Genomic DNA, 23,848 nt, shown 5'->3' on the forward strand with positions numbered 1-23,848 from the left:
ATCGGGTTCGAGACCGCTCACGGCCACGGGTGTGACCAAGCAGACGCATGAGCCAGGTTGTACTCACGGGCCTGGAGACTACGCTATTCAACGGTGGTATGCCTCTTTTCTGTCCGACTCCGCAATGACTTGGTAACAAATAGCGGAAGCGGGGCAGCCAGTGCTAGAATGAGGGGTCGGCGGGTGTTTTGCTTGATGGGTCATATACCGGGCGGGAGCTCGTTACTGCCATATTAACGCGGTATAGACGATTTATGTTTGATAAATGATAATAATAATTATAAAAGACTGATTGTCAATAATAAATAATTTAAACTTTAGTGAAATTCTCCCTGTGATGGGCATCCATTGGACTTGGTTGGCATCTACTAGCTTTTGGTTTGGATGGGGAAGTGAAATAGGTCGGCCAAGTACTGCAGCAATTCGGGAAAGTTGTTCATCCCGATTTGATTGGTTACGCGGATGAACTTCCCGTCCTTGGTGCGCACCAAGTCGCCGTGGAAGCTGGCGTCTGCTTTCCCCGTTACCTCTGCAGCCGGTTTAAACACGATTTTGTTTCCCCGTACGGCTTTGGAATACACTTTGTCTGCCGCAAACAACGCGGTGAGTTCCGCCAGCGTGTACTGTTGTTCCACGTACTTTTTGAACACGACCAGCGGAAAACGGCCTTTGGGGTAATAAGCCCCGTCGAGGAGCCATTCGCGAAAGTCACGCCCGCTGGCCGGGGCATTTGAGGGTTGTGTGGGCATGTCCTGGGCGGAGGTTTGGGAAGGCAAGAGGCTTTTGGCGGTTGCTAACTGGTGTTGGAAGAGCCGCAGCGTTTGCGCGGCGGCCTCGGCCATCAGTTCCAGTTGTTCCAAGGTTGTGGACAGGGCAGATTCGGCGGGGGAAAGCATGGCCAAACGGTCAAAATGGAGAGGAGCTGAGGCTTTGTTAAAATTATCTTTGATAATAGCCCAAATATACCTTGTAAATGCGTATTTGCAATATAAATTGTGGGCCTTGAATGGATAAGTTCCGCTGCAGACCTGCGTTACGTTTTGCTGGTGGCCGGACAAAGGTCGAGCGGTCCGCAAGTACCGGATTTGTACCCTGTCCCTAACCGGGCGCCGGCTGGGAGTTTAGGTGCGCGAGCACGGCCAGATTCAGAGGGCGCTGGTAGGCGTGGGTCACAGGGTTTTGTCAGCCAGTACGTGTCGGGGCAATTACAGCGCTCGTAATCGCTCAATACGCGGTCCGACTGATTTGCTTAGCAATGCTTGGGTAGTGGTGGCTCCTCGTGACGCATGGCTATTTCTTCTGCCGCTGGTGGAACTGATTCTATTTGGCCATACACCGCTTCGAATGCGTCGGTCACGGCTGACTGCGCCAAGTTGATGTAACGAGAAAAGGCGCTAAAAGTCTTATGACCAGATACTTGCATGACTATCTGGTTTGGAATGCCTTGCTCTAGGGCCAGGGTCACGAAGGTGCGCCGGGCCGTGTGGCAGGTCAGCAGTTGCCACTTGGTAAAGGTCTGGTTTTCAGGACGTCCTGAGCGGTAGCGCACGCGCTCGACCAGGGTGTTCAGTTGGGCTCGTTGGCCCACCTCTTTCAGGTAGTCGTTGAGCTTTTGGTTACTGATGTTGTGGACCTCTCCAGCGAACAACCGGTCGAGCAGCACCCCAGAAGCGGGGCGCAGCGGGATGGTGACCAGCTCGCGGGTTTTGACGGCCCGGAGCCGTAGGTTATTGCCCTGGCGGTGTTCGGGTCGCACGCTCACCAGGTCCGAGTAGCGCAGGCCCGTGTAGCAGGCCAGCAGGAACAAATCGCGGGCGTTGGCCAGGGCAGGCGCGTCGGTGAGCTCGACCTGCTCAAGGGCTTGCACTTCGTGCCTAGTGAGTACCAGTATATCCGGGGTCTGGTGTTTCCATTTTAGCCGTTCGAAGTCCCGACGTTCGGTCAGGCCCTGGGCGTGGGCGTAGCGCAGAAAGCAATTGAGGCGGATGAGGTTTTTGGCAATGGCGTTGTCCGTGAGCTTGGGGACGGTGAGCAGGTAGTTGCAGAATTTAGCGTCGAAGGCAGGGGTCAGGGTGTCGAAGGCGAGCAGGTAGCCGGTACGGGCCATAAACCCGCGTAGATGGTTGATGCAAGTCGTATTCGTCTGCAACGTGGCCGGTCTCATGCGCCCGCGCAGCTGCTCGTTCCAGGCGATAAACTCGTCGAGTAAGGAAGGGCGTACCAGGGCGGGCTCGGCGATGGCTTCGGGTTCCGGCCGAGTTCCGACCCCCCGCGCTCTTTCCGGTTGAGCAACTTCCGGTTCGATGGCCTGCCGCAGCTGCTCGGCGGTGGGCAAGAAGCCCGCCGCCACGCCGTCGAGGAAGCAATTCTCCAGGCGGGTGCGCATGGCGGCCAGAATTAGGTTGAGGCGGCCAGCCTGGGCATTGCCCCGGCTTTTGACAAGCTGCTCGTCTTGCTGCCACTGTCGCGGTTCAATACTAATTCCTAGATATATTTTTGTCTTAATGCCTCCGTGGGCCAGGCGGGCAATGATGGGCGTCTTTTTGTCGACGGGCGTGGGGTTCTTAAGGAACAGGGTAATGCTAGCCATGAAACGGGGCGGGTAAGGAGTTGGAAATGACGAAATCCTGAAAACATTCGAGAAAATTTCTTCAGTTACAACTAATTATCAGTAATTTATGTCATAATGAGGGTGTTGGTTTCGTCTAGTTACAGGCCGTTTCTGCTCAGATGTGGCAGTGTTTCCTGAGTAGGGAAGCAGCCTGCTTTCGTGGGTGCTTTCGGCATCGTTCTGTCCATCCGTAAGCGCGACGGATGGCCGCACGGGCAGCGATAACCGCTACTGGCCGGGAAGCGCTTGGCTTGCGGTTCGCGGCCCGAGTGCAGCGACATAAGACCACTTGCCGCATGTGTGATTACTGCCCGCAATGGGAGAAAGCGATTAAGGCAAGCACTAAATCGAACCCCCGTGCTTGCCTGCCACCGCGATTTTCGCGTGTCCGGGGATGAGTAATTGCGCCCTATTCGATGTTCTTCTTGGCTGAACACGGCCCGACGTATGCGGATTGGCGCCCCTAACTGGTGGGCCATGCGCCGGTGCGTTAACACCCATGTAGCGAATGGTCGAGCGTGGGCGCCGGCCTGAATACCGCTAGGCGGGGCACCCCCGACTGTGAGGCGGATGGTTACAGGGTAGAGGAAGGCTCGCCTAGGGTCTGGAGGCGTCCGACGGGGTTTTCAAGGCCGTAAAGACGTTACTGAAGGCCAAGTCATTGTGTGCGGCGTAAGTAGGCGTGGCTGTTAATTTCGTATAATCGCTTTGTTAAGGCCTCCGGATACATTAAATGCCATCACACAAAATTCGTACACTACTATCGGGCGCGGGCAGCTGGGCTGCTGCACAGTTACTGATGGGCTAATCAACCGCGAGATTAACCTTTCGCATTCGCCCAATGCTCAGCCTTCAATTAGGGCGAGAAAAGCTGCCAGTAAACCCAAAACGTGGCATCGTTGTGGGGGAGAACCCTGGGTTCAAAAACCACCGAACCGGGCGTGTGACTTTGCGGATTGAAGGGGACTAAAAAGAAGAGTATTCACTCTCTCGGTCCACCTGTTTTGGATAAGCTCTCGCTCGATTCTGCCTTTGCCCAGTTGCTGTTGCTGTGTCGGCAAGCGCTGCACGAAGAAATCTCCCTGGCTGTGCGCCAAGCCCTGGCCCAACACCATGCCGGCGGCCGGGCGGGAGGGGAGCCTACGGTTGTGCCCGAGGCATCGGCCCTGCTTTCTGTGCGCGAGGCCGCGGCATTCCTACAAGTGAGCGTGGCCACAGTCCACGCCTGGAAGCGACAGGGACTGATTGCCTACCGTAAAATCGGCGCGCGCACCCTCTTCGAACGTACCGCTTTACTCGCCGCAGCGGCCCCCCAGCCTGCGTTTGACGGGCGCCGCACCTCGCCCCGCCGCCGGAAATAAACCGTTCCAAAACCGGTGGCCTCCCAGATGAAAATGAGTAATGCCAGCTCAGGAGGTATATGGTCCACCTGTATTTGACAGTGTTCAACTTAGGCACCTAACAAAAGCGAGCTTAGGCCGCTTCACGGCGCTTTTCTGTAATCCTTAGCCGATGGTCTCGGCTAGCGACTACATTAGCTAACCTTCGGTTGAATGCAACGTCGGACTCAACGAGGTCTTGCAGGGCTTTGCGCAGCCAGGGCAGACTGAGCTTCAACCAGAGGCTCACCTGCGGTATGGTCTTGTGAAACCCCTTGGCCAGGTCAGCCTGCAAATGCCGCTGCCGCTGCGGGTGTTGCTTTTGCCAATACAACAGGCAAAGCCTTAGCAATTGGCCCGAAGATTTAAAGGCACTGTCCTTTGGCAGCTTCAGGGTGGTGTCTCCTTCCAACCGCAGTTTCCGCACCCGGGGCTGCCGTTCAAGTTGCACCTCTTTACACCTGAGCAAGGTGAAAAGGGCGCGCTCCCGCTCCACAACTTGGTGAAAGAAGGCCTCTAGCTGGGAAAATTCGATTGGTGTTAGATGCGTCCCGTTCGCCAAGGCTCGCGTGGCCATATCCAATTCCTGCCTTCGTTTAGCTTCCAATTGCAGAGCTACCGCCACCGGCTCGGCATCTTCCCTAGCTAACTGGGCCTTAACACGTCTCCTTAATCGGTAATTTTCTAGTTTTCTAGAATTACCTTTTTCTTCGTTATTCATAGCTATAAATCAATAGCAATCAATGGTTTGTGATGGATAGGGGGTTCGTCTGTATCCGTATGGAATGGTAGTTCGGAAACCTTGCGACAAAATAATAGAGGGAGTAGTAAAGGGTGTCTGTACAAAAGCGCCCTTCCTAACTGAATCGTGAAAGCTACCAGCTCTGTGCCAAACCGTGCGGCTCTTGCTCAGCGCGCGAAGGAGCTACTCGCGGATTTGATTCTTTGGCTCTCTCTGGCCTGGGTGCCACACTTGCCGCTTCTGCAAGCACCCTGCGGTGATGGGAACCCAAAGGAAATGCCTGCCTTCCGAAATGTCGTCAGCGCGGCTTCTTCTCTGTGCCCCGGCTACGGAAAGTTTCATTTCCATGGCTGGAGCGCAGGTACCCCGCGCCCGCCACCCGGTCGCCGCCGATGGGTGACCGCCGCATTGCCATGCGCGGCCCACCTCACATCGGCTGACTAGTTACGTGGCAAACCCGAGCCAGAAGGCTATCCATTCACTCCACAACCCATCCCTCATCTCTGATGAACACTCCCGCATCTCCGAACCAACACCCCTCCGGCACCTACGTCGGATTTCCAGCTGACCCAGTCCTGGCTGCCATGCGCAGCGTCAAGGCCCTGCCCGAAACATTGCGTGAGCTGCTCTGGTGGGCACTGCATTTTCTCCGGCAATCGGGCATCACCATTCGCGGTGTCATCCGGCACCCGTACGCCCTGCGCATCATCATCAGCCAGCACAACACAGCAGAAGAAATGCGCAGCGAAGTGCTGCTCTATTTCAATAAAGCCCTGCAGCCCACGGAGGCAGAGCCGACTGGCCCTGATTCCCGAATGGTGCGCACTGCCGTCGCATGCCTACGGGCAGCTCTAAGGCCAAAACCTGTCTTCATTTTTCCTGTCACCCAAGCCTCCCTTACCATGGCACCACCCGCCCAAGACTCAAATCTTGTTCCCTCAACTCCCCAATTTCCCATCGCCTACTCTTCCTTGCAAGCCTCCGAAGAAGCTCTCGAGCAACTGGCCCAATTCAACCGCTACGTCCATAGGTGCCTGGTGGCGCCATCGGGCCCTTTTCCGGCTACAGAGACTCTGGAGCTGCCAGTGCCCGTGCATGCTTTCTCGCCAGAACAAGAAACCGTGTTAGCTGAACAACTCGCCCAATCGCCTGAGTTTTGGGAATTACCGCCTGCCCACTTGTCGGTACTGTTGCGGTCATTGCGGCGGCTCCATCCGGCGAACATCGCCGTTGCGCCCGGCGAGCTCCTCGAAAACGGCCTCCGGTTGCACCTGCTTCGGGATGGCCAAGAAGGAACCATCGTGAACTACTTCAAACGCAACGGCGAGCCCGGGCGGGTAGTTACCGAAGGGCCTTGCCGCCCACTGGCCGCCGAAGCCGTTCAAATCCTGAATGTCCCGTTGCTTGGGAAGGAGCAAGAATTCCCCCGTAACACGCCGCTGGGCTTGCTTTCGGTTTTTTACCACTTGGCCGATTGGGCCAGCCGCTGCCAAGTGGAGATACGGTACGCAGCACTGCACGCGGGCACCCTGAGAATGTGGTTAGCCGACGCGCATTTCGACTGGCTCGAACTGACCCTGCTCTCCGGGCCAGGCGATGAATTGCTGCGGGTACAGGAAGTGCGCTACCAGAGCGCGGCGATGATGACCGCGCTGCAGACCGCGCTGGAGTCGCTCTACTGCGTCGACGCTCAGTAATAACGTCAATCGCAGCCGTCGTCATCAACGCCGGCGGCCGCTGAGACTATGGCATGGGCAGGAGCAACGGCGATGGTTGAATAAGCTCTCCTATCGGGACCACGCCCCATCACGAACCTTCGACCACACTCTTGAAACTGGCACTTCACCATCACTTTACCAATCTTATTCTCAATGAAAACCCAACCCACTCAGCTCGGTGAACTCCAATTCCTCGCGCTTCAATTAACCCATGCTCCAGGGCTTCACAGCCGTTCCTATCTGCTTAACGAGGCATCCATTTACGGCATTCCGAACCCCGAGCGATTCGTGGATGATTGCATTGCCCACGACGTCTTCCGGCGCTCCGATTCGTACAGCACCGACCTGCTATTTGGTTACGGGCTTGGTCATATTGCTCCGCTGCCCGAGTTCATCGTTTCAACGCCGCGTATCGGGAATTACGGAATTTCCGAAGAGGACATGGCCCGACACCAGCGCTTCATGGATTTTGAATCCACTCGTTGCCGATTGGCAAACGACCCCGCTGCTGTGGGCCGGGCGAAGATGAGCTTTTTCAAGTGCGGGCTACGGTCGGGCATCGCCCCGAAGGACTACGAGCTGTCGTTGCTATTTCAGCGGATTATGAACGCGTCCGAACGCGTGCGGTGCTTCACCGCCACGCTGGCCGCGGCCCAAGGCCGTAACTACGACGTCTACGAGTCGTGCCAAGACGCCGTGACCTTCGGCGGTGTTTTTTTATCCGGTTCCGCCGGCCTTGAATTGCAAGAAGCCTCCGGCTTGGGCGCGCTTCACCTACTCGTGGACAGGTCAACGCCCATGGAAGAAATGCGCGGGGCGCTGAAGACCGACTCCAACCTGCGCGATATTCTGCGCCTGTTGTACGCGGGTCCGCAGAACCGAATGACGGCCGTGATAAAAGTCCCACCGGCGGCTACGTACGCCGAGGGCTTACGCCAGGTATCCAACTACCTCCACGACCACCACGGACCGCAAGGTTTGGGTATTGACGAGCTGGGGCAGGGCGATATCGCCCGCCCCAGCTTCGTGAGCTGGGACCCCTTGGCTTCCCTCGGCCCAATGTTAGGCTAATCCATGATGCTAATCCTGTGGCCCGTCAACCGAAATGAGTGTTGACGGGTCAGAGGTGCGGGTTAGTAATGCGATGGCATTTTCTTATATCTGTCTGATATTGAAATAATAAAGTGCTGTAATGCTGAGGCTGCTTGGAACTTGAAATAATTTCCCTTGTGTTTTTTAAGTGCGCGGTCAATTACGCTCTCAGGGCCATCAATATCATCTCACCATCCCGAGCGGAGGCGTCAGTGAAACCGTCGCCTACTGACCAGTCTAGTATTGCCAATGGCAATATTCCTCGGCTACGTCAACGCGTTTGCTGCCTGTTCTTTTTCCATCATCCCCAATATGAAAGTCGCTGTCATTGGCCAACGGTCGTTCACCAACTACCCGCAACTCGAACGCGAGCTTGACGCTCTGGCGCTCGCCGAAGGTGAGGCCATCACCGAAATCATCTCCGGCGGTGCTCGGGGGGCCGACTCCCTGGCTGAGCGCTACGCCCACGAGCGCGGCATTCCGTTACGGGTTTTTTTGCCTGACTTCAAGAGCTACGGCAGAGCTGGGGCTCTGATAAGGAATACGGCCATAGTCGCAGCGGCTGATGTGGTCTGGGCAGCGTGGGGGGGCGTTTCTCCCGGTACGCGGCACGCACTACGAGAGGCCCAGCGATTGGGTATCCGAACTATCGTAGTAATGCCTCTGCCCTAAGTTTCCATACCGCACTGGCAAACGCACCGCGGCCAGCCTTAACCCACCAGTTGGTCTATGGATGTCGCGGCTATATGCTCCGGCTGCTGAGTATTCTGCCCACCTCATCTCAACTCTCAACGCCATGAACTTATACCCCAGCAAACCGCAATTAAAAATGCTCGCCTTGCGTCCAGAATTGCTGCACCGCCCATTTTGGGACGTGGCTCCGCTGCCGCTCCTGCAAAATCCATTTTCGCGCCTTAAGGTGCCCTGGGAGGTTTTCCGGCTGCTCGAGGACGGGCAGGAAATCTGTCAACTCGCCACGATTTTCAGCGAGCTTCGGGAATTCGTTGCCGTGCCCCACGACGACCAGACCGCGACGCTGCACGAGCAAGCGGCGGCCTGCCTGCAATGCGGCTGGCCCCGCTTTGCCTTCGAGCAGCCGCAGGCCTTCCCCGCCGATGCCCCGCTCGAAGTGCTTGGGGCCTACGTCGGCTTCGTGCAAGCCGCCACTCGAGCCGGGCTGGCCGTGCGCTGGGCCCAGCCGCGCCCCGCCCGGCTCGAGTTGTGGCTGGTCGCCGGCCCGGACCTGGTGGAGGTGGCGTTCTACTTCGGACCGGGCGACACCCCCCTGCGCGCCCGGGTGCTGGAAACAACGTCACGGAAACTGGCCTGGGTCGTTTTCGACCTGCTCCTGGAAATGGAGCGCTTCTCAGTTTCGGATGAGTCCGGATTTGAGGGGGCGTAATGTCCGATTGCGCATCTACCCCCTGAACGTGCTGTCTGGTTGCGGAGGAAAAGGTGTATGAACGCATTTTAATTCACCACACAGTCTTTGGCGGACTCTTCACAGACTACTACTTCCACGTTGCCAGCGGCCGTGCAGAATGGCCTGGCGGCCCATCAAGCCCACCCCGCCGGGCGCGGGCACACGTCGGCGGCTCATTAGATGGCCTTTCAGTTTTCCTCCTATGTTACGCCTCGAACTCGTCGCCCTTGACGACCACCTCACCGCGCACCCACCTGACTTCGCCGCCTTTCGGCGCGATTGTTTGGTCGAGTTGCTGCACCAACTCACGCTCGTACCGGCCAAGAACCGCCGCCTGGCCGACTACCTGGCTGCCGAGCCGCGCGGTTACGTGCCCCTCAACGCCCAGGCGTTAAGAACTTGGTTGCCAGACCATAAAGACTATCTCGCTTGGGCACTGAGCAGTAAATTGCTCGAGTGCGACAACCATTACATCGTCGGCGGGCCGGGCCGACCGGCTAAGTCGCGGGGCTACCGCTACGCCGCGCCCTTCCGCTCGGGCGGGGCCTTGGCCGGATTTCGCATCGTGCGCCTGGCCGATGCGGCGTTGCGCGAGCGGCTGCAGCGGGCGCTCACGGCGCCGGCGCCAGTTACTTGGTCGCGGGCGGCGCGCAAGGACTACGCCCCGGTGCTCGACTGCCTGCGGCCCGAACGCTGCTCCTTACGCATCGACACGGCTGCAGCCCTGGCCTTCATTGCCGAGGAGCGCGACCGTGTGCTGCGCGACCCCACCCTGCGCGAGCCCAAGCCGAAGAAGCGCCGCCGGAAGGCCGGGTCGCCGAAGTCGCTCCAGCGCCGGAAAGCGCGGTGCCAGCCGGGCGAAGCGGCGACGACCAAGGACCCGGAGGCACAATACCAGCAGCGCTTCGCCAGCATCGCCCAGTTCGACGCCCGCGACTTCCGGTTCACCATCGACACCTACGGGCGGCTGCACACCGTCTTAACGAGGCTGTCTTCGAAGCTGCGAGCCTATGTCTATGCCGAAGGGGCACCCCTGGTGGCCTTGGATCTGAGGTCAAGTCAGCCGTACTTGATTAACCTACTTTGTCGCCCGGACTTTTACCAGGAACCCTGGACGAAGGGGCGGCGCGGCGCCCACCCCCCGCTGACCATCTGGCGAGAAGGCCGCAATCTGGCCGACGAATTGGCCGACGAGCAGGCAGAGGAGGCCCGGTGGCCGGCGGCGTCGCCAAGCGCCGCCAACCCCCGGGCGAGCGGGCGGACAGGCCGACCAGGCCGGCAAGGAGAAGCGGCGAAGAGGCCCAGTCCGTCTTATATTATGTTGTGTCAGCAATTGTTGGGGTCTGATTATATGGGCGTTGCGCAGTTCCCCGATGTAGAGCTCTTCCGGGAGCTGACTTCCTCGGGCCAGTTTTACGCGCAAATGGGGCGGCTGCTCGGCTTGGCCGGTGAGGGAGAAGAGGTCGCGGACGCTGCCAAGAAGCTCATGTTCGGAGTGTTGTTCTCGCATAACGCCGTTGAATCGACCGACAAAGCCGTTTTCGCCCAGCACTTCCCCACGGTCGACGCCGTGCTGCGAATATTCAAAAAAGACGATTTTTCGTACTTGGCGAAGCTCTTACAGACGCTGGAGTCCAATCTGTTTTTGCGCCGGCTCGTGCCGTTGGTGCGGGCGAAATGGGGCATCCCGGTTTTCACCATTCATGATTCGGTAGTCATCGAAGCATCTCATGTAGACCTTGTCGAGACGTTGTTGCGCGAACACCTTACCCGCTGGGTTGGGGTGCCTCCGCAGTTTTCGCGAAAGCATTGGGGTGCAGAACGCCGTGATGGCAGCAGCTCATGATAGCGATTCCATCGGTAATGCTTGATACGCAGGTTTCCAGTGCGGCCATTCGAATAGAAAAAAGGCGAGCCGTCAACAGCACCTTGATTATGGTGTTTCGAGCACAATAAGTATTGAAGAAAGCGGGGTACAATTGAAGCATCGCGTGCCAACCAGCACTGACGTGCGAAAAGCTGCCGAACCAGCTATTAATGGTTCGGCAGCTCCTTATCAATAGCACCTGGAGATGCGTTAATACTCGGGGCACTTCACGCCATCGAATTCAACGCATTTGAAATGCCGGTCGACGTAGAAGAATTTGCCTTCGGCGGTGGTGAAAACTTTGGCCAATGACTTGCCATCGGCTCCGAACTCGAATTTGGATACCTCCCGGAAGTTGACGGGTAGCAACACCTTGCCCGCCATGTCCACCACTCCGTACGCCGGCCCGCGCTGGACGATGAGGTAATCGTCGTCCCAGTTCCCGAATTCGTACCCGGCCGAGGTTGGAATGACCACCCGGCCGGCTTTGTCAATCAGGGCCGAGGCGTACCGGTAGCGCTGGCCAACTTTGAAGGTGTAGCGCTGGCCTTGTATCGTGGTCGCGCCCTCCGGCGTGGCAATGCGCGTTACTGCGTACCCATTTTCCAAGTTGGGGCTCTCGTAGCCCAAACAGTTGAGCTTAGATATTTCCTTGCCTTGGGCGTTGATGAAGCCCCAGAAGTGGCTGTGTTGCACCCCATCCCGGCTGTCGTTCTGGAGGCACACGCGGGCAATGCCGCCCTTCATGAGTTCGATGCCCTGGTATTTGTAGGGGGTAAGTAGCACTCCCTTGGTGTTGATGAGCGCGCACTTGCGGCCCAGGATGGCGGTGGCCCGGCCCTCACTAAAACTGCCGATGCCGTCGAAGGTGAAGGGAATCACAACGGTGCCCGCCGTATTGACGAACCCGTACTTCTTGCCGTCCAGGCTAGCCCCAGCCAGGCCTTCGCCGAAGTAATCCAAGTCGCGGTATTTCAAGGGCAAAACTTCGCGGCCGGTCGTGTCAATCATGCCCCAGCGGCCGCCGATGCTGACGGTGGCGTAGCCGTTGAGGAAGACGTTGGCCTCCTCGAACCGGGGCTTGATGATGACTTGGCCGGCGGGGTTTTTGTAACCGATTTTTTCACCGCCCATCGTCTGGATGAGGGCGGGTTCCAGTTTTTGGGCGCTTGCGTTGGCCCACAGGGCGAAAGCAATCGAGAGGAGTAGCAATGATTTCATGGGGTTGAGGAAAATGAGGTGAATCCCACTCTGACCTGCGATTTTAGGTACTTGATAAAGAGCGATATGTCGAATAAACCAGTCGAACAGAGCCACGACTTTTCGGGCGATTGGTTCGCTGGGCCACGTGAGGGGTCGGGTTAGTTGACGCAGGATGTTGAGGCCGTGGCGGCTGAGGCTCGTAGCGGGGTAGCCGTGGTTTTTGCGGGCAATGGGCTTGATTTTTTCGTGCGCCACCGTGCCCACGCTCAGGCACAAGGCGTAGGCCAGGCTGACGAGGGCCACGAGTTTGCGCAGCTTTTGGTGGCAGCGCAAGTGGGTGGTTTCCAGGTTAAAGCCGCGGCCTTTGAGGTTCTGAAAGCACTGCTCAACCGTCCAGCGGTTGGCATAGAGTTGGTCGAGGTGTTGCAGGCCGGCCGTGGCGAAGAGAAACAAAAAGTCGTCGTCGGCCAGGGCCTGGACCCAGACTTGGCCCCACACGCCATCCACCTGGCAGTGGGCGAAGCGGCGCACCTGCCCTGGGGCCAGGCCCAGGCTGGCAATGGCCTGCCGGTGGCCGTCGGGGTGGGTGAGCTGGTGGTGCTTGGGCAAGCGCATGACGAAGTTCAAGCCGTTTTCTTTTAACCACTTGAACCACTGATGCCCCACAAACTCGCGGTCGCCCAGCACCAGACCGATGCGGTCCTTGCCCAGCACCTGCACGCAGGCCCGCAGCAAGGCGATGCGGTCGGCGGCGTTGGAGTTGCCGCTGCGGTTGTCGAGCAACTCCCAGTAAAGGGGCACCTGAAACGGGCCCTGGCCCACGGTCACGAGCAGAATATTGACCTGGCACTGGCCGAAATCCCACTCCGTGCGGTCCAGGCAAAGGCGCAACTTGCCCTGGGCAGGCAACAGGCTGAGCATGAGTTGCGCCAGAACGAGATAGTTGAGGTCGGTTTTGCGAAAAAAATCCTGAATCCGCGTCTCGTTTGACGCCGGTTTAGCGGCATCGTTCAAGTGCTGAGCCACTTCACAAAACTGCACGTTGCGGCTCTTAAGCAGGCCGATAATAAACTGACCCACAAACTTTTGCCGTGCCAGGTTACGCACAACGGGCAGGTGCTGCAAAAGAGTGGTAATTTTGGCGCTGAGGCATTGCTTCACGGGGCGGAACGGGTTTGGGTGTGTAGGAACCCCAAAGGTCGGGACGCCCCGTTTTTATGCCCTCAATTTTTCGCAGGGTAGAGTAGGTGAATCCTTGAGCCCACAAAGAAAATCATTCTGATACTCCTGTACCAAATACGTTACAAGTGGCAATTTTTCCTGGGTCAGCTTGCCGGCGTGAAAAACGAGGCTGGCATCCGGGCGTTCGGGGCCCATCTGCAGCGGTTGCGTGAAGCCCGCGGGTGGAGCCGGGAGGTGCTGGCGCAGTCGGCCGACGTGTCCCGTATGACGGTCTACCGCATCGAAAAGGCGCAGCTGGCGGCCTCGCTGGACGTATTTCTGTCCCTGGCCCACGCCTTGGAAATTTCGCCCCGGGAGCTGATGGACTTCCCGCCGCTACTTTAAATAAATTAGGCGCACCTGACAGTGAGTCCAGTCTACTTAGGCTGCTCAATTCAGGCGAGGTAGCGTGCGTGGTTACACAAGGGACCTAGTGGTTGGAGCATCTTATTCGAAGCAATAAGGCTCGAACGGGCTTTTCTAGACCTTAGTGCCAGTATGTTGTTCACGCGAATAACCGGGACATCCTTCAGCGCGCGGCTGACACTAGGCTTGATGCCGTCTCACAATCAATGGCTCCTGAAATCACGTATGACTGGCAGCGACGCTGGCTGCCGGTTGCTATCACAGCTGCTTTCCGGCCCCCGCATCACTTTGACCAGACAGGGTATGTAAGTTTGAGGCAGTGGAACCCAAAGATGGTTTTTCCACCGGCAAGCTATTCGCTGGCTGACCTCACCGAATAGCGCCGTTGCGTAGCTCTACTCGATGAGCCAGGCATTAGCAAGTCCCGCGATAATCGTCATCTCCTATGCAAACAGAAGTACGTCTACTTCACGCCAGCGACACCAACGTGCTCGACCAGGTTATTGAGCTGGCCGATGACAACCGCGGCTCGCTGGGCTTTATGCCCGCGCAAGCGTTTGGCCCGTTTGCCCGAAGCGGCACTATCATCGTGGCCCTGCAGGGGGATGAGCTGCTGGGGTACTTGTTGTTTCGCCGGGTCAAGACCAAGTACAGCGCGGCCATTACACACCTGTGCGTGCGGGAGGCCGCCCGGGAGCAGCAGCTACCCCGGCAGCTGTTTAACTTCCTGCTGGAGCTGGTCAAGGGCGTTTCCGCCATCACGTTGAAGTGCCGGCGCGACTACACGTTCGCCAATAAGCTCTGGCATCGGCTCGGCTTCACCCCGCGGGACGAGGTCACCGGGCGCAGTTTGGACGGCAAGCCGCTCACCCGCTGGTACTATTTGTTCAACACGCAGCTGGAGCTGTTTAAGGCTCGGGAGGACGACGACCGGCTGCGCGTCGTGATTGACGCCAATGTCTTCTACGACCTGTGCGGCGCGCCGGCCGCCACCGAGCCTAAGGAAGCCTACTCGCTGCTGGCCGACTGGCTGCTGGATGACATCTCGCTCTGCGTCACGGACGAAATCTACCACGAGATTAACCGAAACCAGAACCGGGCGGTGCGGGAGGCCAACCGAAAGGAGGTCCGCAAATTCGAGGAACTGCGCTACGACAAACCGAGCCGGGATGGCGTCCTGGCCGATATAAAAACCATCATCCCGCGTTCCGACTCGGAGCGCAACAAGTCGGATTTGACCCACCTGGCCAATGCCATCGCGGCGAAGGCCCGCTACTTCATTACGCAAGACGTGGCCGTTATCGAACAGGGCGAGGCGCTGTTCGACCGGTACGGCCTGCTGGTCAGGCGCCCCGTGGATTTGGTAGTCGATATTGACGAGCTAAAAAACAACAACAAATACGTCGAGTCCCGCTTCGTCGAGCACAAGACCGCGTTTGCACCCATTAAATCGCGGGATATCACGGCCCTCACTCAGGACTTCATCTACCACGAGGGCCGCGAGAAGCTCAACGAGCTGCGCACCAAGCTGCGCACCTTCGTTGCGAGCCCAGAGCGTTACCAGGCCGAGGTCTGGAAGGCCAACAAAAGCGAGATGGTCCAGCACGCCATGACCGTGTGGAGTGTCGACCGCGGGGGGCTGGACGTGGCGCTGCTGCGGTGCAAGCCTAATCATAGCCGGCTGGTGGAGCGAAAACTCAAAGAACTTATCCTGAACGCCGCCGGCCGGGGCCTGACCTACGTAAAGGTGTCCGACCCTTACATCTCGGACACGGTCCGAAAAGCGCTAGCGGAATACAGCTTTTTCCGCGATGCCAGCGATGACTGCTGGTACCGCTTTCTGGCGTCCGGCATCAGAAGCTTGGACTACCTGACCGCGCACCTCGGCGACCAGCTTCAGCAGGCGGGCGGCCTGCCGGAACCACTACGCCAGGTATTCCTAGCGGGCGAGACGGATACGCGGAGCCTCTTCCACGCCGAGAAGTGCTTGTGGCCGGTTAAGCTGGCCGGTGCCAAAGTTCCCTGCTACATTGTGCCGATTCAGCACCGGTGGGCCCGCAACCTCTTTGACGAGCGGATGAGCGAGGCCGATATTTTCGGCTTCGACGCCACGCTGCTGTTCAGCCGGCGTAACGTGTACTACCGCGGGGCCACCCCGCGCCTGCCCCAGGTGGGCCGGATACTGTGGTACGTTTCCAAGAGCAAGGGCGGCCAGCAGTACGGTGAGCTACGGGCCGCCTCCTACGTGGAGGCGGTAACCATTGCCAGCGCCAAAAGCCTGTTTCGCAAGTACGAGGGCCTGGGCGTGTACAAGTGGAACGACATCATCGCTTTGGCCAAGGGCAACGCGCACGCCCCCATCCTGTGCTTCGAGTTTGCTGATACGGAGCTGCTACCCACGCCGATAAGCTTCGGCGACGTGCAAAAAATGTTAGTAGCCGACGGCCGAAAACCTAACCAACTGGTGGGCCCCATCGAAATAAGCCACGAGCTGTACCTGAAACTCTACGCCCAAACCGGCTAACTTTGTTAGTATGCAAGTCATCCTGATGTCCATCAAGCCGAAGTACGCCGAGCAAATCATTCGGGGCAGCAAGACGGTTGAGCTACGCCGTGTGGCCCCCAACTTGGACAAGTCCGCGGTCATCCTGATTTACGAAAGCGCCCCGGTGAAAGCCATTACCGGCTATGCGTTCATCAGCGAGATAACCAAATCGAGCCCGTCGGAGGCGTGGGCACAGTACGCGGGAAAGGCCCAGATATCCAAGCACGATTTTGACGAGTATTACCAGGGGACCGACCAAGCGTTTGCCATTCACCTCAAAGAGGCGGCCCGGTTGTTGGAGCCGATAAGCCTGGCTGACCTGCGTAGCGAGCAGATTCTGTTCAACCCACCGCAATCCTACCGCTACCTGCACCTGCAGGCATTCGGCGAGGAAATTGGCCAGGAGATACACGCGGTCCGGCAGCGCGCAGCCGCTTCTTGCTAGCAGATTGTTCCCGACTATACTCGTAACACATCAGCGCCTTCTCAGCGGCCGGTCCCTAAAAAGAGCCGGCTTTTTCGATTGTGGTGGTTGCCGTATTAATCCTACGGTTGCGTCGCAGCCTAGAAGCTTCTTAACCAGCAACCACCCAGTCGGTGTGCTTAATAAAAATATGCTGTATGTCAGATGATTAAGCTATTGCGGGGATAATTTTCAAATAGTTTTTTTGTAATGTCCCCGAGTGGGGGCTGTTCAGCACGAAAGAGGGGCCAGCCGCGTCAACGACTGACCCCTCCGGCGCGGCCGCGTCAACGGCCGCACCTAAAGCTGAGCTTTTAGCTCACCTTGCATTCCAAAATTACATGGCAACGCGTGTAATTAGGGCAGCGGCCGCGTCAACGGTCGCTGCTGCCCCCCTCTCTGAGCTGGCTGCCTTGCGTACCCAGCTCACGGCTCTCACCTTCGCCTCGCCCTGGCTCACAGTCGCTGAGCAACTACGGGCCAACCATCACGCCTATGAGTGCCAGGATGCCGGCCGCCTCGAACGCTGGTGCCTCAACACCCAGGCCACTATCGCCCGCCGGGCTGCCGAGTATCAGCGCCAGTGCGGGCAGCGAGGTTCCTCTTCGAGCATTCACGGCTAAGCGGCAGGTCCATGTACAGAGCTCAACTCAAACGGGTGCGGCGCGCCCGTCAGCTTGTACGCTCCCAGCGCCGCCAGTTGCTCGTGCTCGAACTCGACTGCCTGGTTGGCCTCACCTTCCACACCCTGACGCAAACGCTGACCGTGCACCTCAGCCCCGAGGCCGTCGTCCAAGTGGTCGAGGCCGTGCGGGCTGACTTGCGCGAACGGCAGCAGGTGCTCAAGCAGCAGGCCGCTACGCTCAAAATAGAATGGCAGCGAGAGCAGGCACTTAAAGATTAACAACCAGCGCAGGAGTAGTCTTCTGCTCAAGTTCAATCATACGGCTGCTGATAACTCCGCCGCTCCGAGCAGTAATGGGCTATTTCTTACGGCCATACCCATCTTCAACTAGCGCAATACATGAAGCCCCGTCGCTTAAAAGTAGCCCCGCGCTACGCACGGCTACCTCCAGATTTGAAAATCACTTCCTCGCTACACTTATGCGGCGACTGGCTGCGGAACGCCGGCTTTGTCCCGGGCGATGTAGTGTCGGTAGAGGTGACCTTAGGTCGACTGACTATAACCCGTGCGTAGTGCCGCCTGCACGACGCCAGCCTGTCCGGTACGCCCGACCCAGCGCTGTCCCGCTACCTTACGATGGTGTTCGTGCGATAGCTGCTTTTAGCACGGGCAGGCTGCTTGTCCGGGAGTCAGGAAGCGCCTAAATAGTTCCTGCTATTACGGTTATCATTGACGGCCTATAAGCTGGCACCATTTATAGCAGGGCATTGGGTGGTTACTGCTACGCCAGTGCCCGTTTAATGTGCTCCTCTAGCAGCCGCTGCACACGCTGCTCGGAATACTTCACGGTGGGCAACTCGTCCCCCTCTGTCAACGCTGTCTGGAAAGTTCGCCATTCGGCGCTGGTCGGCAACCGTCGCAAGCGCTGCCAATAAGCTTGCAGGAAAATCTGCGCCACGTTTTGCCAGAACCGGCCGGCCGCGATGTTCTGGAAATAGCGCAGCATGGTGGTACGCTCGGCCAGCGAGAAAAACTTGATGGAGAGCCCAGGCTGTTGGATGCCGAAGCCCACGCCAACGTACTGCTCCAGAGTCGGTACCTGCGGCAGGGCGTAGTCGAAGAGCAAGACGTAATGGTTGATGGCTACCAACCGAGAGTTTTCGCCTGCCTGTGGCAGAAGCACCAAATTGTTACTGTTATCGGCCTCGACAGGCAGGTAGCCTACGAACAGGTTAAATGGGCCGAGGTGCTGGGCCAGCTGCTTCACGCGCAGACAGTTTTGCTCGATTTGAGCCGGTCTGTCGTCGAGAAGCTGGTTGACCAACAGCCCCGAAATGTCCTGCAAGGCGGCCGCCATGACATACCCGTCAAACCCGGTGATGGCGCACCGATAGAGCGTTGACAGCCAGAACCCGTAGGCAAGGGCCTGTTGGTGCTCCGTGAGGGTGTTGCCGCTGGCCAAGGTGGGCACGACCTTCTGCTTGTAGAGGGACTCAAACACGCCTAGGCGCTTTTCGCAAACCGTGCAGAAGATGTTGTCGGCCACGTAAAAATTCTGCGTGGCGTCGGTTTCATCTAACTCACGTCCCATTGTCTCTTCGATGGTTTCGGGCAACACCTGACGGCCGAAGTAAGCTTGAGAGCCGGTCCCGGTAATCCGAAAGTTCTGCTCTTTATCCCGCCCTCTCACTGAGCCGCCGTTGGACATATCTTCCAGCACTAAGTGGGAGATGATGTGGGAGCCAGTGGCGTTGGCTTCCCGCTGGTTGCATAGCAAACAATTCATACACAATTTACTAATAATTGGATTTCGCGGTCCTCAACTGCTCCAAAATGGCTTAGCGTAAATCCTCCGTTTGCAAGAAGAACACTTTAACAGCCAAGGGAGTTAGGACCCACTAGTCCTGCAGTATCCTTATTCTGCAACAAGCTGGGCTAACCTATTACCTCGCCCTCTTCAACATCATCCGCTTCCTGGCTACCCTCTCGTTGGCCTTTAAACCAGTTACGGTAGTAAAGCTGAGCATGCAATTGGTCTTCTTCCCATACCAGCCATTGCCGAATGTTTTGTGCGTGACCATTTGCATGCTGTTGCGAAAAATCAACCGAAGTCTTTTGAAACTGGCTGACCAGCCAGAAAGGTTGGAGCTGGTGCTGGGCGCTTGTTTCCAAAAACCGCTGCCGGTCAACTACTAGAAATTCCTGCTGTGGGTCGTAGTTTTCATCGATTTCTTGGTACCCAGCAACCGTTACACCCTGCGGGGTATGAAACGCCTGGCGGTTAGTATCCACGATATTTAGGTGCTGGCGGACCAGTTGCGAGGGCACTAGGTATTCTGTTTCTCCGCCTTCAACAGAATGTTCCATCACGCGTGTAACGGTATGGTAGGCAGTCCATTCTTGCCCATCAGGGCCGAATAATGATGTAGTAGTTTCCTCTTCCTCGATGCCGTGGGCGAGCACCACATCCTTTACTGAAGCATAAGTATCGCCTGCGGGCCGTGCCTGCCAGTGGTTCAAGTCATCGAAGGAATGGAAGTTGTCTTTCGCGAACGTACGTAAATCGCCCGCGTAGCTGTGCTGGATAGCCTGCCAGTCAGCCAGGCTTATCCAAACGCAACACACATGCAAGGCCGTCGTTCCCCGACCTTCCCGCTCAGGCAGCCGGATATGAGCGGAAAGGGGCAGCCACTCCCGCTGGGTGGGCTCACTAGTGGCGGCAGCTGGCACGAAGTCGGGTAACCGGAGCCAAGTGGCAAAGTCTGGCTCATCCGACCGGAGCGCCCATTCCCGCATGCGGGCGACTAACTCCTCATCGGCCCCGTCTGGTACTTCTGGTGCTAGCTCCACTGGCACATACCATGTCACGGGCTCCAGCGCAGTACCTGCCACATCGGTTGCTGGATTTATAATAGGTAAAAAGTCGCGGTAAGTGCGGACCGGCCGGGGCTTACGAAAGTGCCCGAAAGGCAAGCGGTCGGCTAGGTACCCTTGTAAGTGATGTACTGCCAGCCAAGTATATTTCTCTTCCAGCGTGCTGGTTCTACTCAATGCCCCGTGCGAGGCATCCGTTGAGCCAGGGCCTGTAGTTCGGTCATAACCCAATGACGCGATATAGGCGAGTGCAGCCGACATCGCAAACTCATAAGCGCCAATTACCTGTTGGTAATGCTGCTCATATTCGGCCAGTAAACTATAGCCTTGAGCTTTTTTGCGGCTACGCCCTTCTTGTTGCAAGTCCAAAAAGCCCTCGTAGCTCTTTTTAAGTACATACCAGGCTAAATCGTGAACAATAGGAAATCGCTCGTCGCCATTCAAGTAGCCAGCATTTTCGGCAGATTGCTCATCCTCATCCGACAGCTTAAGTGGCAGCAATTCTGAGCTGGTCGGGTAAGGGGGGCGAGCGACTTCCGCTTCTTCTGCCGTGCAGTCGCCAAGGGCCACTGCGCGCTCTATAGCTGCCCGTGCGTGGGCGCGTACCACAGAATTGAGTAACTGCAGAAGGTGGTCCGGTGCAAAAATAGTGCGCAGTACCCAAGTGGCCAGTTGCTGCCCGCCCACGCTGGGTTGCGTCAGTAGGCTGGTCACTCCCAGCATAACAGCGGCTAAATCCTCCTGCATTTGAGGGTCACCTACAATGAAGACCAAGTCTAGCAACTGAACAAATGCAGCCGGATTGGCACTGCCCCAGTGGGATAGCTCCCGGCGGGCGTGTTCGCGGTACGTATTGTTAACGGTGGCCAAGCTCCAAGCAAATAGCAGTGGTAGTCCGGTCGCCGCATCATAAGCCCGCAGTTGCTGCTGGCTGAGTAGTTGACCGACATTGCGCTCCCGGCTTTCATCTTGTGCGGCAGGACCGGACCAGAATAAATCTCGGGCAAATACCGAGGAAAAGCTGCTCAGTACTTCGTGCACCAGCGGCCGCACAATTTCCACGTCGGGCCGGTGTATATTGGGCAACACGAATTCTTTCAGCACCGTGTTGCGCTCGTGCACTCCCTGCCGGAAATGCGCAATAGCCTTGGGCAGGTAAGCGGCTACCATCGCGGCGGGTGCATTGGCCAGTGCAGTATACTGAATATCGGCGATTTGTCCTGCACTGAGGTCATCTACCCAATACCCATCTTCCCCGACCATAATCTGCTGGTCGCTGAGCAGGGCAGTAGCCGTCAAGTACAACGCATTCGGGTCGCGGCGACCACGCAGACTCACTGGTACCCGCTTATCACCGGACCGCCGGATGTAATTGGTGGCCTCGCTGGCCTGCAGGTAATCTACTAGTGGCTGCTGGTAGGCCAAGCTGACTTGGCGCGTGGGCATTGTCAAAACACCAGCTGACTGCTGCTCCGCTTGTTGCAGGATAAGCCCATGATTAGCATAGCCGTCCAGCATCAGTGTGGCTTGATTCAAATTAATCCGGCCTCGTAGCTCTGCGACTAAATGCTCGCAAAGCGCATCGTGCTCCATCGAAGGATGTATTTGCAGTTGGCTACATACACTTAGAATACCGCGTTGCGCTAGGTGCAGGCTGGGCGGAAAGGCTAGCTGGGGTGCTGCTGTAAACTCCGCTTCCAACTGACCAATTTTGTAGTTAAGCAGCCCACCCAGGCCCGTTGTGACGGGCTCCGCCAAGGTCGCTAAGTCTCTGTTCTGGTATTGTTGAGCGAATAAGCGAATAGCTAATGCGTCGTGAAAAGCCGCAGGCAGCCACGGCAAGCTGGTGTAATCAATCTGGTAGTGTTGCAGGTAACGCTCGGCAAGCTCTACCAACGGCACATCTCCTTCTTGAGGTAAGTCGAGCCGCCGGTTGATTGCCTCATCACAATCCAACCCGCTGGGATTCGAGTTAGCAGGGTATGCCCGCGACGTTACGACAAAGCGTAACCGGGGGTGTACAGTCAGTAACAGGCGTAACTCACTTACCCGCTCTTGCCATGGCAATGGGTCTGGGGCCTCGTCCAAACCATCTAAGACGATGAGCACCCGGGTTGGCTCATCTTGCAGTGATTGCTCGGTTACGGCTGCCCGAGCTCGTCGCACATCGGCCCGTACAGCCAGAGCTTCTAGGGCAGCGAATAGTTGCACATCCGTCCATTCAATGAAGCCGCCAAGCGCGTGAGTCAGCAGCGCGTGCCAGTTTTGCGCCGGTGCCCGTCGAGCTGACACTAGCAGGGCCGGATAACCATCTGCTAGGCGCTGGTCAACAGCTCGCGTGACCCCGTGCGTCTTGCCAGTACTGGGCAGGCCGAATATTAATAGGTGATGTGGGTGCTGACCTGTCAATATCCGTGTGGCATAGATAGGCAAGTCGACCTGCATTAAAGCGTCCAGCACCTCTTCTAAGCGTGGCACTACCGCCAGCACTAGGTTGGAGAAACCGCGACCCGCCAGCTCCCCCGATAAGGGACCCATCGCTACCCATGGAATTGTCGGCAACGTCAGGCAGTCGTCAGCCGATAGCAGCGCCTGAGCCACTCGGTGCAGTTGCTGCTGGTTCTCTATCAGGCAGTTTTTAGCTTCTTCTGCCAGGGTATTCACTATCACAGGGGCACCAGCTAACTGGCCGAAAGTCGTCAGCAGTTGCGTTGCCTCGTCGAGTAGTTCAAGCACTTCGGTTACCTCCCCGTGAATGGCTCTTCGGGATTCTGGCGTCAACAGCAGGATGTTGATTTTGTGCTGGATGAGACCGTAAGTGTGCAATTCGGGCGAATAACGTTCCCGCAGCCAGCCTGCTTTGGCCAAGGCGAACTGCTGAGTTAGCGTCGTAGGTGAAAATTCTTCCCTTAAGAACCAGAAACGGTGAACCCCATCGTTCTCTGGCAGTAGCAGGAGTTCCTCTAGCTGGTGCTCCGTCCAGAATTCTATCGTCAAGTCCGGATAAGCGGTTTCCAGCTCTGTCAGCAGGTCTTCAACCCGTTGGTCCTCTGGGTTTCGCACCAACTTGTCGCCCCGCCCGATTTTACGGGACTGCAATTCCCGTGGAATGCACACGATGTAGCGCTGCAATCGTGGTCGAACGCGCCGGGCAGTCGCCACAGAATCCCTAATCTGCTCTAATTGGGTTCTCTCCAGCGGACCCAGAAACCATTTAGCTTGCAGGGCAATTACCGAATCCGATGTCAGCTCGGCATAGGCTTCTACGCCCCCATCGCCGCCCGCTCCATTTACAACCGCAAAGCGCTTAATCTGACCTGCATAAACGGCGTGCACCCAATGGCCGAAAATTTGTGCGCTCAATGCCTCAAATGCTTGGTCGGGCGCTTCCCCGTAGGTGTTTAAGGCAGCAAAGTTCATTAAAACCGCAGGTAAGCCAGGCAGTACCTAGCAGTATATTGTCCGGCAAGTTAGCTTGTTGACGGGTAACTGATTGTTGGGTGAAATTCCAACTAAAAATCAATAGCAATGATGAAGTGGTATTAGGATTGATGGACAGAAGTAGGATGTGTAGTTCTTCTGTTATGGCAGGTAAAACAAGTGTGACTGTTGCAGAACCCGTATTGAGGCCTCAAGAATCGGTTGGCAAACTCAGAACGGCCCGGAAATAGGGCGCCCCCGGCGTTTTTCTCCGCGTGGTACCCACCCAACCGGTCTTG

Annotated in this window: 18 protein-coding genes; 12 read left to right on the top strand and 6 right to left on the bottom strand. The window is 57.4% G+C overall.

Going from position 1 to position 23,848, the window contains the following annotated elements:
• Positions 1-368: 368 nt before the first annotated feature.
• Together ABD819_RS07285 and ABD819_RS07290 are read right to left on the bottom strand one after the other, a co-directional pair.
• A complete protein-coding gene (locus ABD819_RS07285) occupies positions 369-902 on the bottom strand; it encodes a hypothetical protein (RefSeq protein WP_345122574.1) in 534 nt (177 codons plus the stop codon).
• Between the two features lie 347 nt (positions 903-1,249).
• Complete coding sequence (locus ABD819_RS07290; RefSeq protein WP_345122576.1) at positions 1,250-2,590, bottom strand: site-specific integrase; 1,341 nt, start codon at positions 2,588-2,590, stop codon at positions 1,250-1,252.
• A 1,025-nt stretch (positions 2,591-3,615) separates the two neighbouring features.
• On the opposite strand from ABD819_RS07290, the gene ABD819_RS07295 reads away from it, so the two are divergent.
• Positions 3,616-3,972, top strand: coding sequence for a helix-turn-helix domain-containing protein (locus ABD819_RS07295; protein ID WP_345122578.1), 357 nt, complete (start codon positions 3,616-3,618; stop codon positions 3,970-3,972).
• A gap of 112 nt (positions 3,973-4,084) precedes the next feature.
• Here ABD819_RS07295 and ABD819_RS07300 read toward each other — a convergent pair whose 3' ends face one another.
• A complete protein-coding gene (locus tag ABD819_RS07300) occupies positions 4,085-4,711 on the bottom strand; it encodes a hypothetical protein (RefSeq protein ID WP_345122581.1) in 627 nt (208 codons plus the stop codon).
• Between the two features lie 527 nt (positions 4,712-5,238).
• Between ABD819_RS07300 and ABD819_RS07305 the strand changes: the two genes are divergently transcribed.
• From ABD819_RS07305 to ABD819_RS07325, 5 genes are all read left to right on the top strand, one after another.
• Positions 5,239-6,429: a hypothetical protein gene (locus ABD819_RS07305; protein ID WP_345122583.1), complete on the top strand. Its 1,191-nt coding sequence runs from the start codon at positions 5,239-5,241 to the stop codon at positions 6,427-6,429.
• A gap of 174 nt (positions 6,430-6,603) precedes the next feature.
• On the top strand, positions 6,604-7,521 hold the full coding sequence (locus tag ABD819_RS07310) for a hypothetical protein (RefSeq protein WP_345122585.1): 918 nt from the start codon (positions 6,604-6,606) through the stop codon (positions 7,519-7,521).
• A 270-nt stretch (positions 7,522-7,791) separates the two neighbouring features.
• On the top strand, positions 7,792-8,214 hold the full coding sequence (locus tag ABD819_RS07315; RefSeq protein ID WP_345122587.1) for a DUF2493 domain-containing protein: 423 nt from the start codon (positions 7,792-7,794) through the stop codon (positions 8,212-8,214).
• 166 nt (positions 8,215-8,380) lie between these two features.
• Complete coding sequence (locus ABD819_RS07320; protein WP_345122589.1) at positions 8,381-8,944, top strand: hypothetical protein; 564 nt, start codon at positions 8,381-8,383, stop codon at positions 8,942-8,944.
• 223 nt (positions 8,945-9,167) lie between these two features.
• A complete protein-coding gene (locus tag ABD819_RS07325) occupies positions 9,168-10,811 on the top strand; it encodes a hypothetical protein (RefSeq protein ID WP_345122591.1) in 1,644 nt (547 codons plus the stop codon).
• 231 nt (positions 10,812-11,042) lie between these two features.
• On the opposite strand, the gene ABD819_RS07330 is transcribed toward ABD819_RS07325, so the two are convergent.
• Complete coding sequence (locus tag ABD819_RS07330) at positions 11,043-13,196, bottom strand: IS4 family transposase (RefSeq protein WP_345122593.1); 2,154 nt, start codon at positions 13,194-13,196, stop codon at positions 11,043-11,045.
• A 177-nt stretch (positions 13,197-13,373) separates the two neighbouring features.
• On the opposite strand from ABD819_RS07330, the gene ABD819_RS07335 reads away from it, so the two are divergent.
• From ABD819_RS07335 to ABD819_RS07360, 6 genes are all read left to right on the top strand, one after another.
• Positions 13,374-13,601: a helix-turn-helix domain-containing protein gene (locus ABD819_RS07335; RefSeq protein WP_345122595.1), complete on the top strand. Its 228-nt coding sequence runs from the start codon at positions 13,374-13,376 to the stop codon at positions 13,599-13,601.
• 466 nt (positions 13,602-14,067) lie between these two features.
• Positions 14,068-16,146, top strand: coding sequence for a GNAT family N-acetyltransferase (locus ABD819_RS07340; RefSeq protein ID WP_345122598.1), 2,079 nt, complete (start codon positions 14,068-14,070; stop codon positions 16,144-16,146).
• A gap of 10 nt (positions 16,147-16,156) precedes the next feature.
• Positions 16,157-16,612: an ASCH domain-containing protein gene (locus ABD819_RS07345; RefSeq protein ID WP_345122600.1), complete on the top strand. Its 456-nt coding sequence runs from the start codon at positions 16,157-16,159 to the stop codon at positions 16,610-16,612.
• Between the two features lie 431 nt (positions 16,613-17,043).
• Positions 17,044-17,253, top strand: coding sequence for a hypothetical protein (locus ABD819_RS07350; protein ID WP_345122602.1), 210 nt, complete (start codon positions 17,044-17,046; stop codon positions 17,251-17,253).
• Positions 17,254-17,264: 11 nt separating this feature from the next.
• Positions 17,265-17,534, top strand: a complete 270-nt coding sequence (locus ABD819_RS07355) for a hypothetical protein (protein WP_345122604.1) — start codon at positions 17,265-17,267, stop codon at positions 17,532-17,534.
• Positions 17,535-17,654: 120 nt separating this feature from the next.
• Positions 17,655-17,828 (top strand): SymE family type I addiction module toxin, encoded by a 174-nt coding sequence (locus tag ABD819_RS07360; protein ID WP_345122606.1) that lies wholly within the window; start codon positions 17,655-17,657, stop codon positions 17,826-17,828.
• A gap of 208 nt (positions 17,829-18,036) precedes the next feature.
• On the opposite strand, the gene ABD819_RS07365 is transcribed toward ABD819_RS07360, so the two are convergent.
• A complete protein-coding gene (locus ABD819_RS07365) occupies positions 18,037-19,041 on the bottom strand; it encodes a hypothetical protein (protein ID WP_345122608.1) in 1,005 nt (334 codons plus the stop codon).
• 149 nt (positions 19,042-19,190) lie between these two features.
• Positions 19,191-23,549 carry an NACHT domain-containing protein gene (locus tag ABD819_RS07370; protein ID WP_345122610.1) on the bottom strand — a complete coding sequence of 1,453 codons (4,359 nt, stop codon included), beginning with the start codon at positions 23,547-23,549 and terminating at the stop codon, positions 19,191-19,193.
• Positions 23,550-23,848: the final 299 nt, after the last annotated feature.

It is taken from the genome of Hymenobacter antarcticus, assembly GCF_039539545.1.
GTDB classification, from domain to species: Bacteria; Bacteroidota; Bacteroidia; order Cytophagales; family Hymenobacteraceae; genus Hymenobacter; species Hymenobacter antarcticus.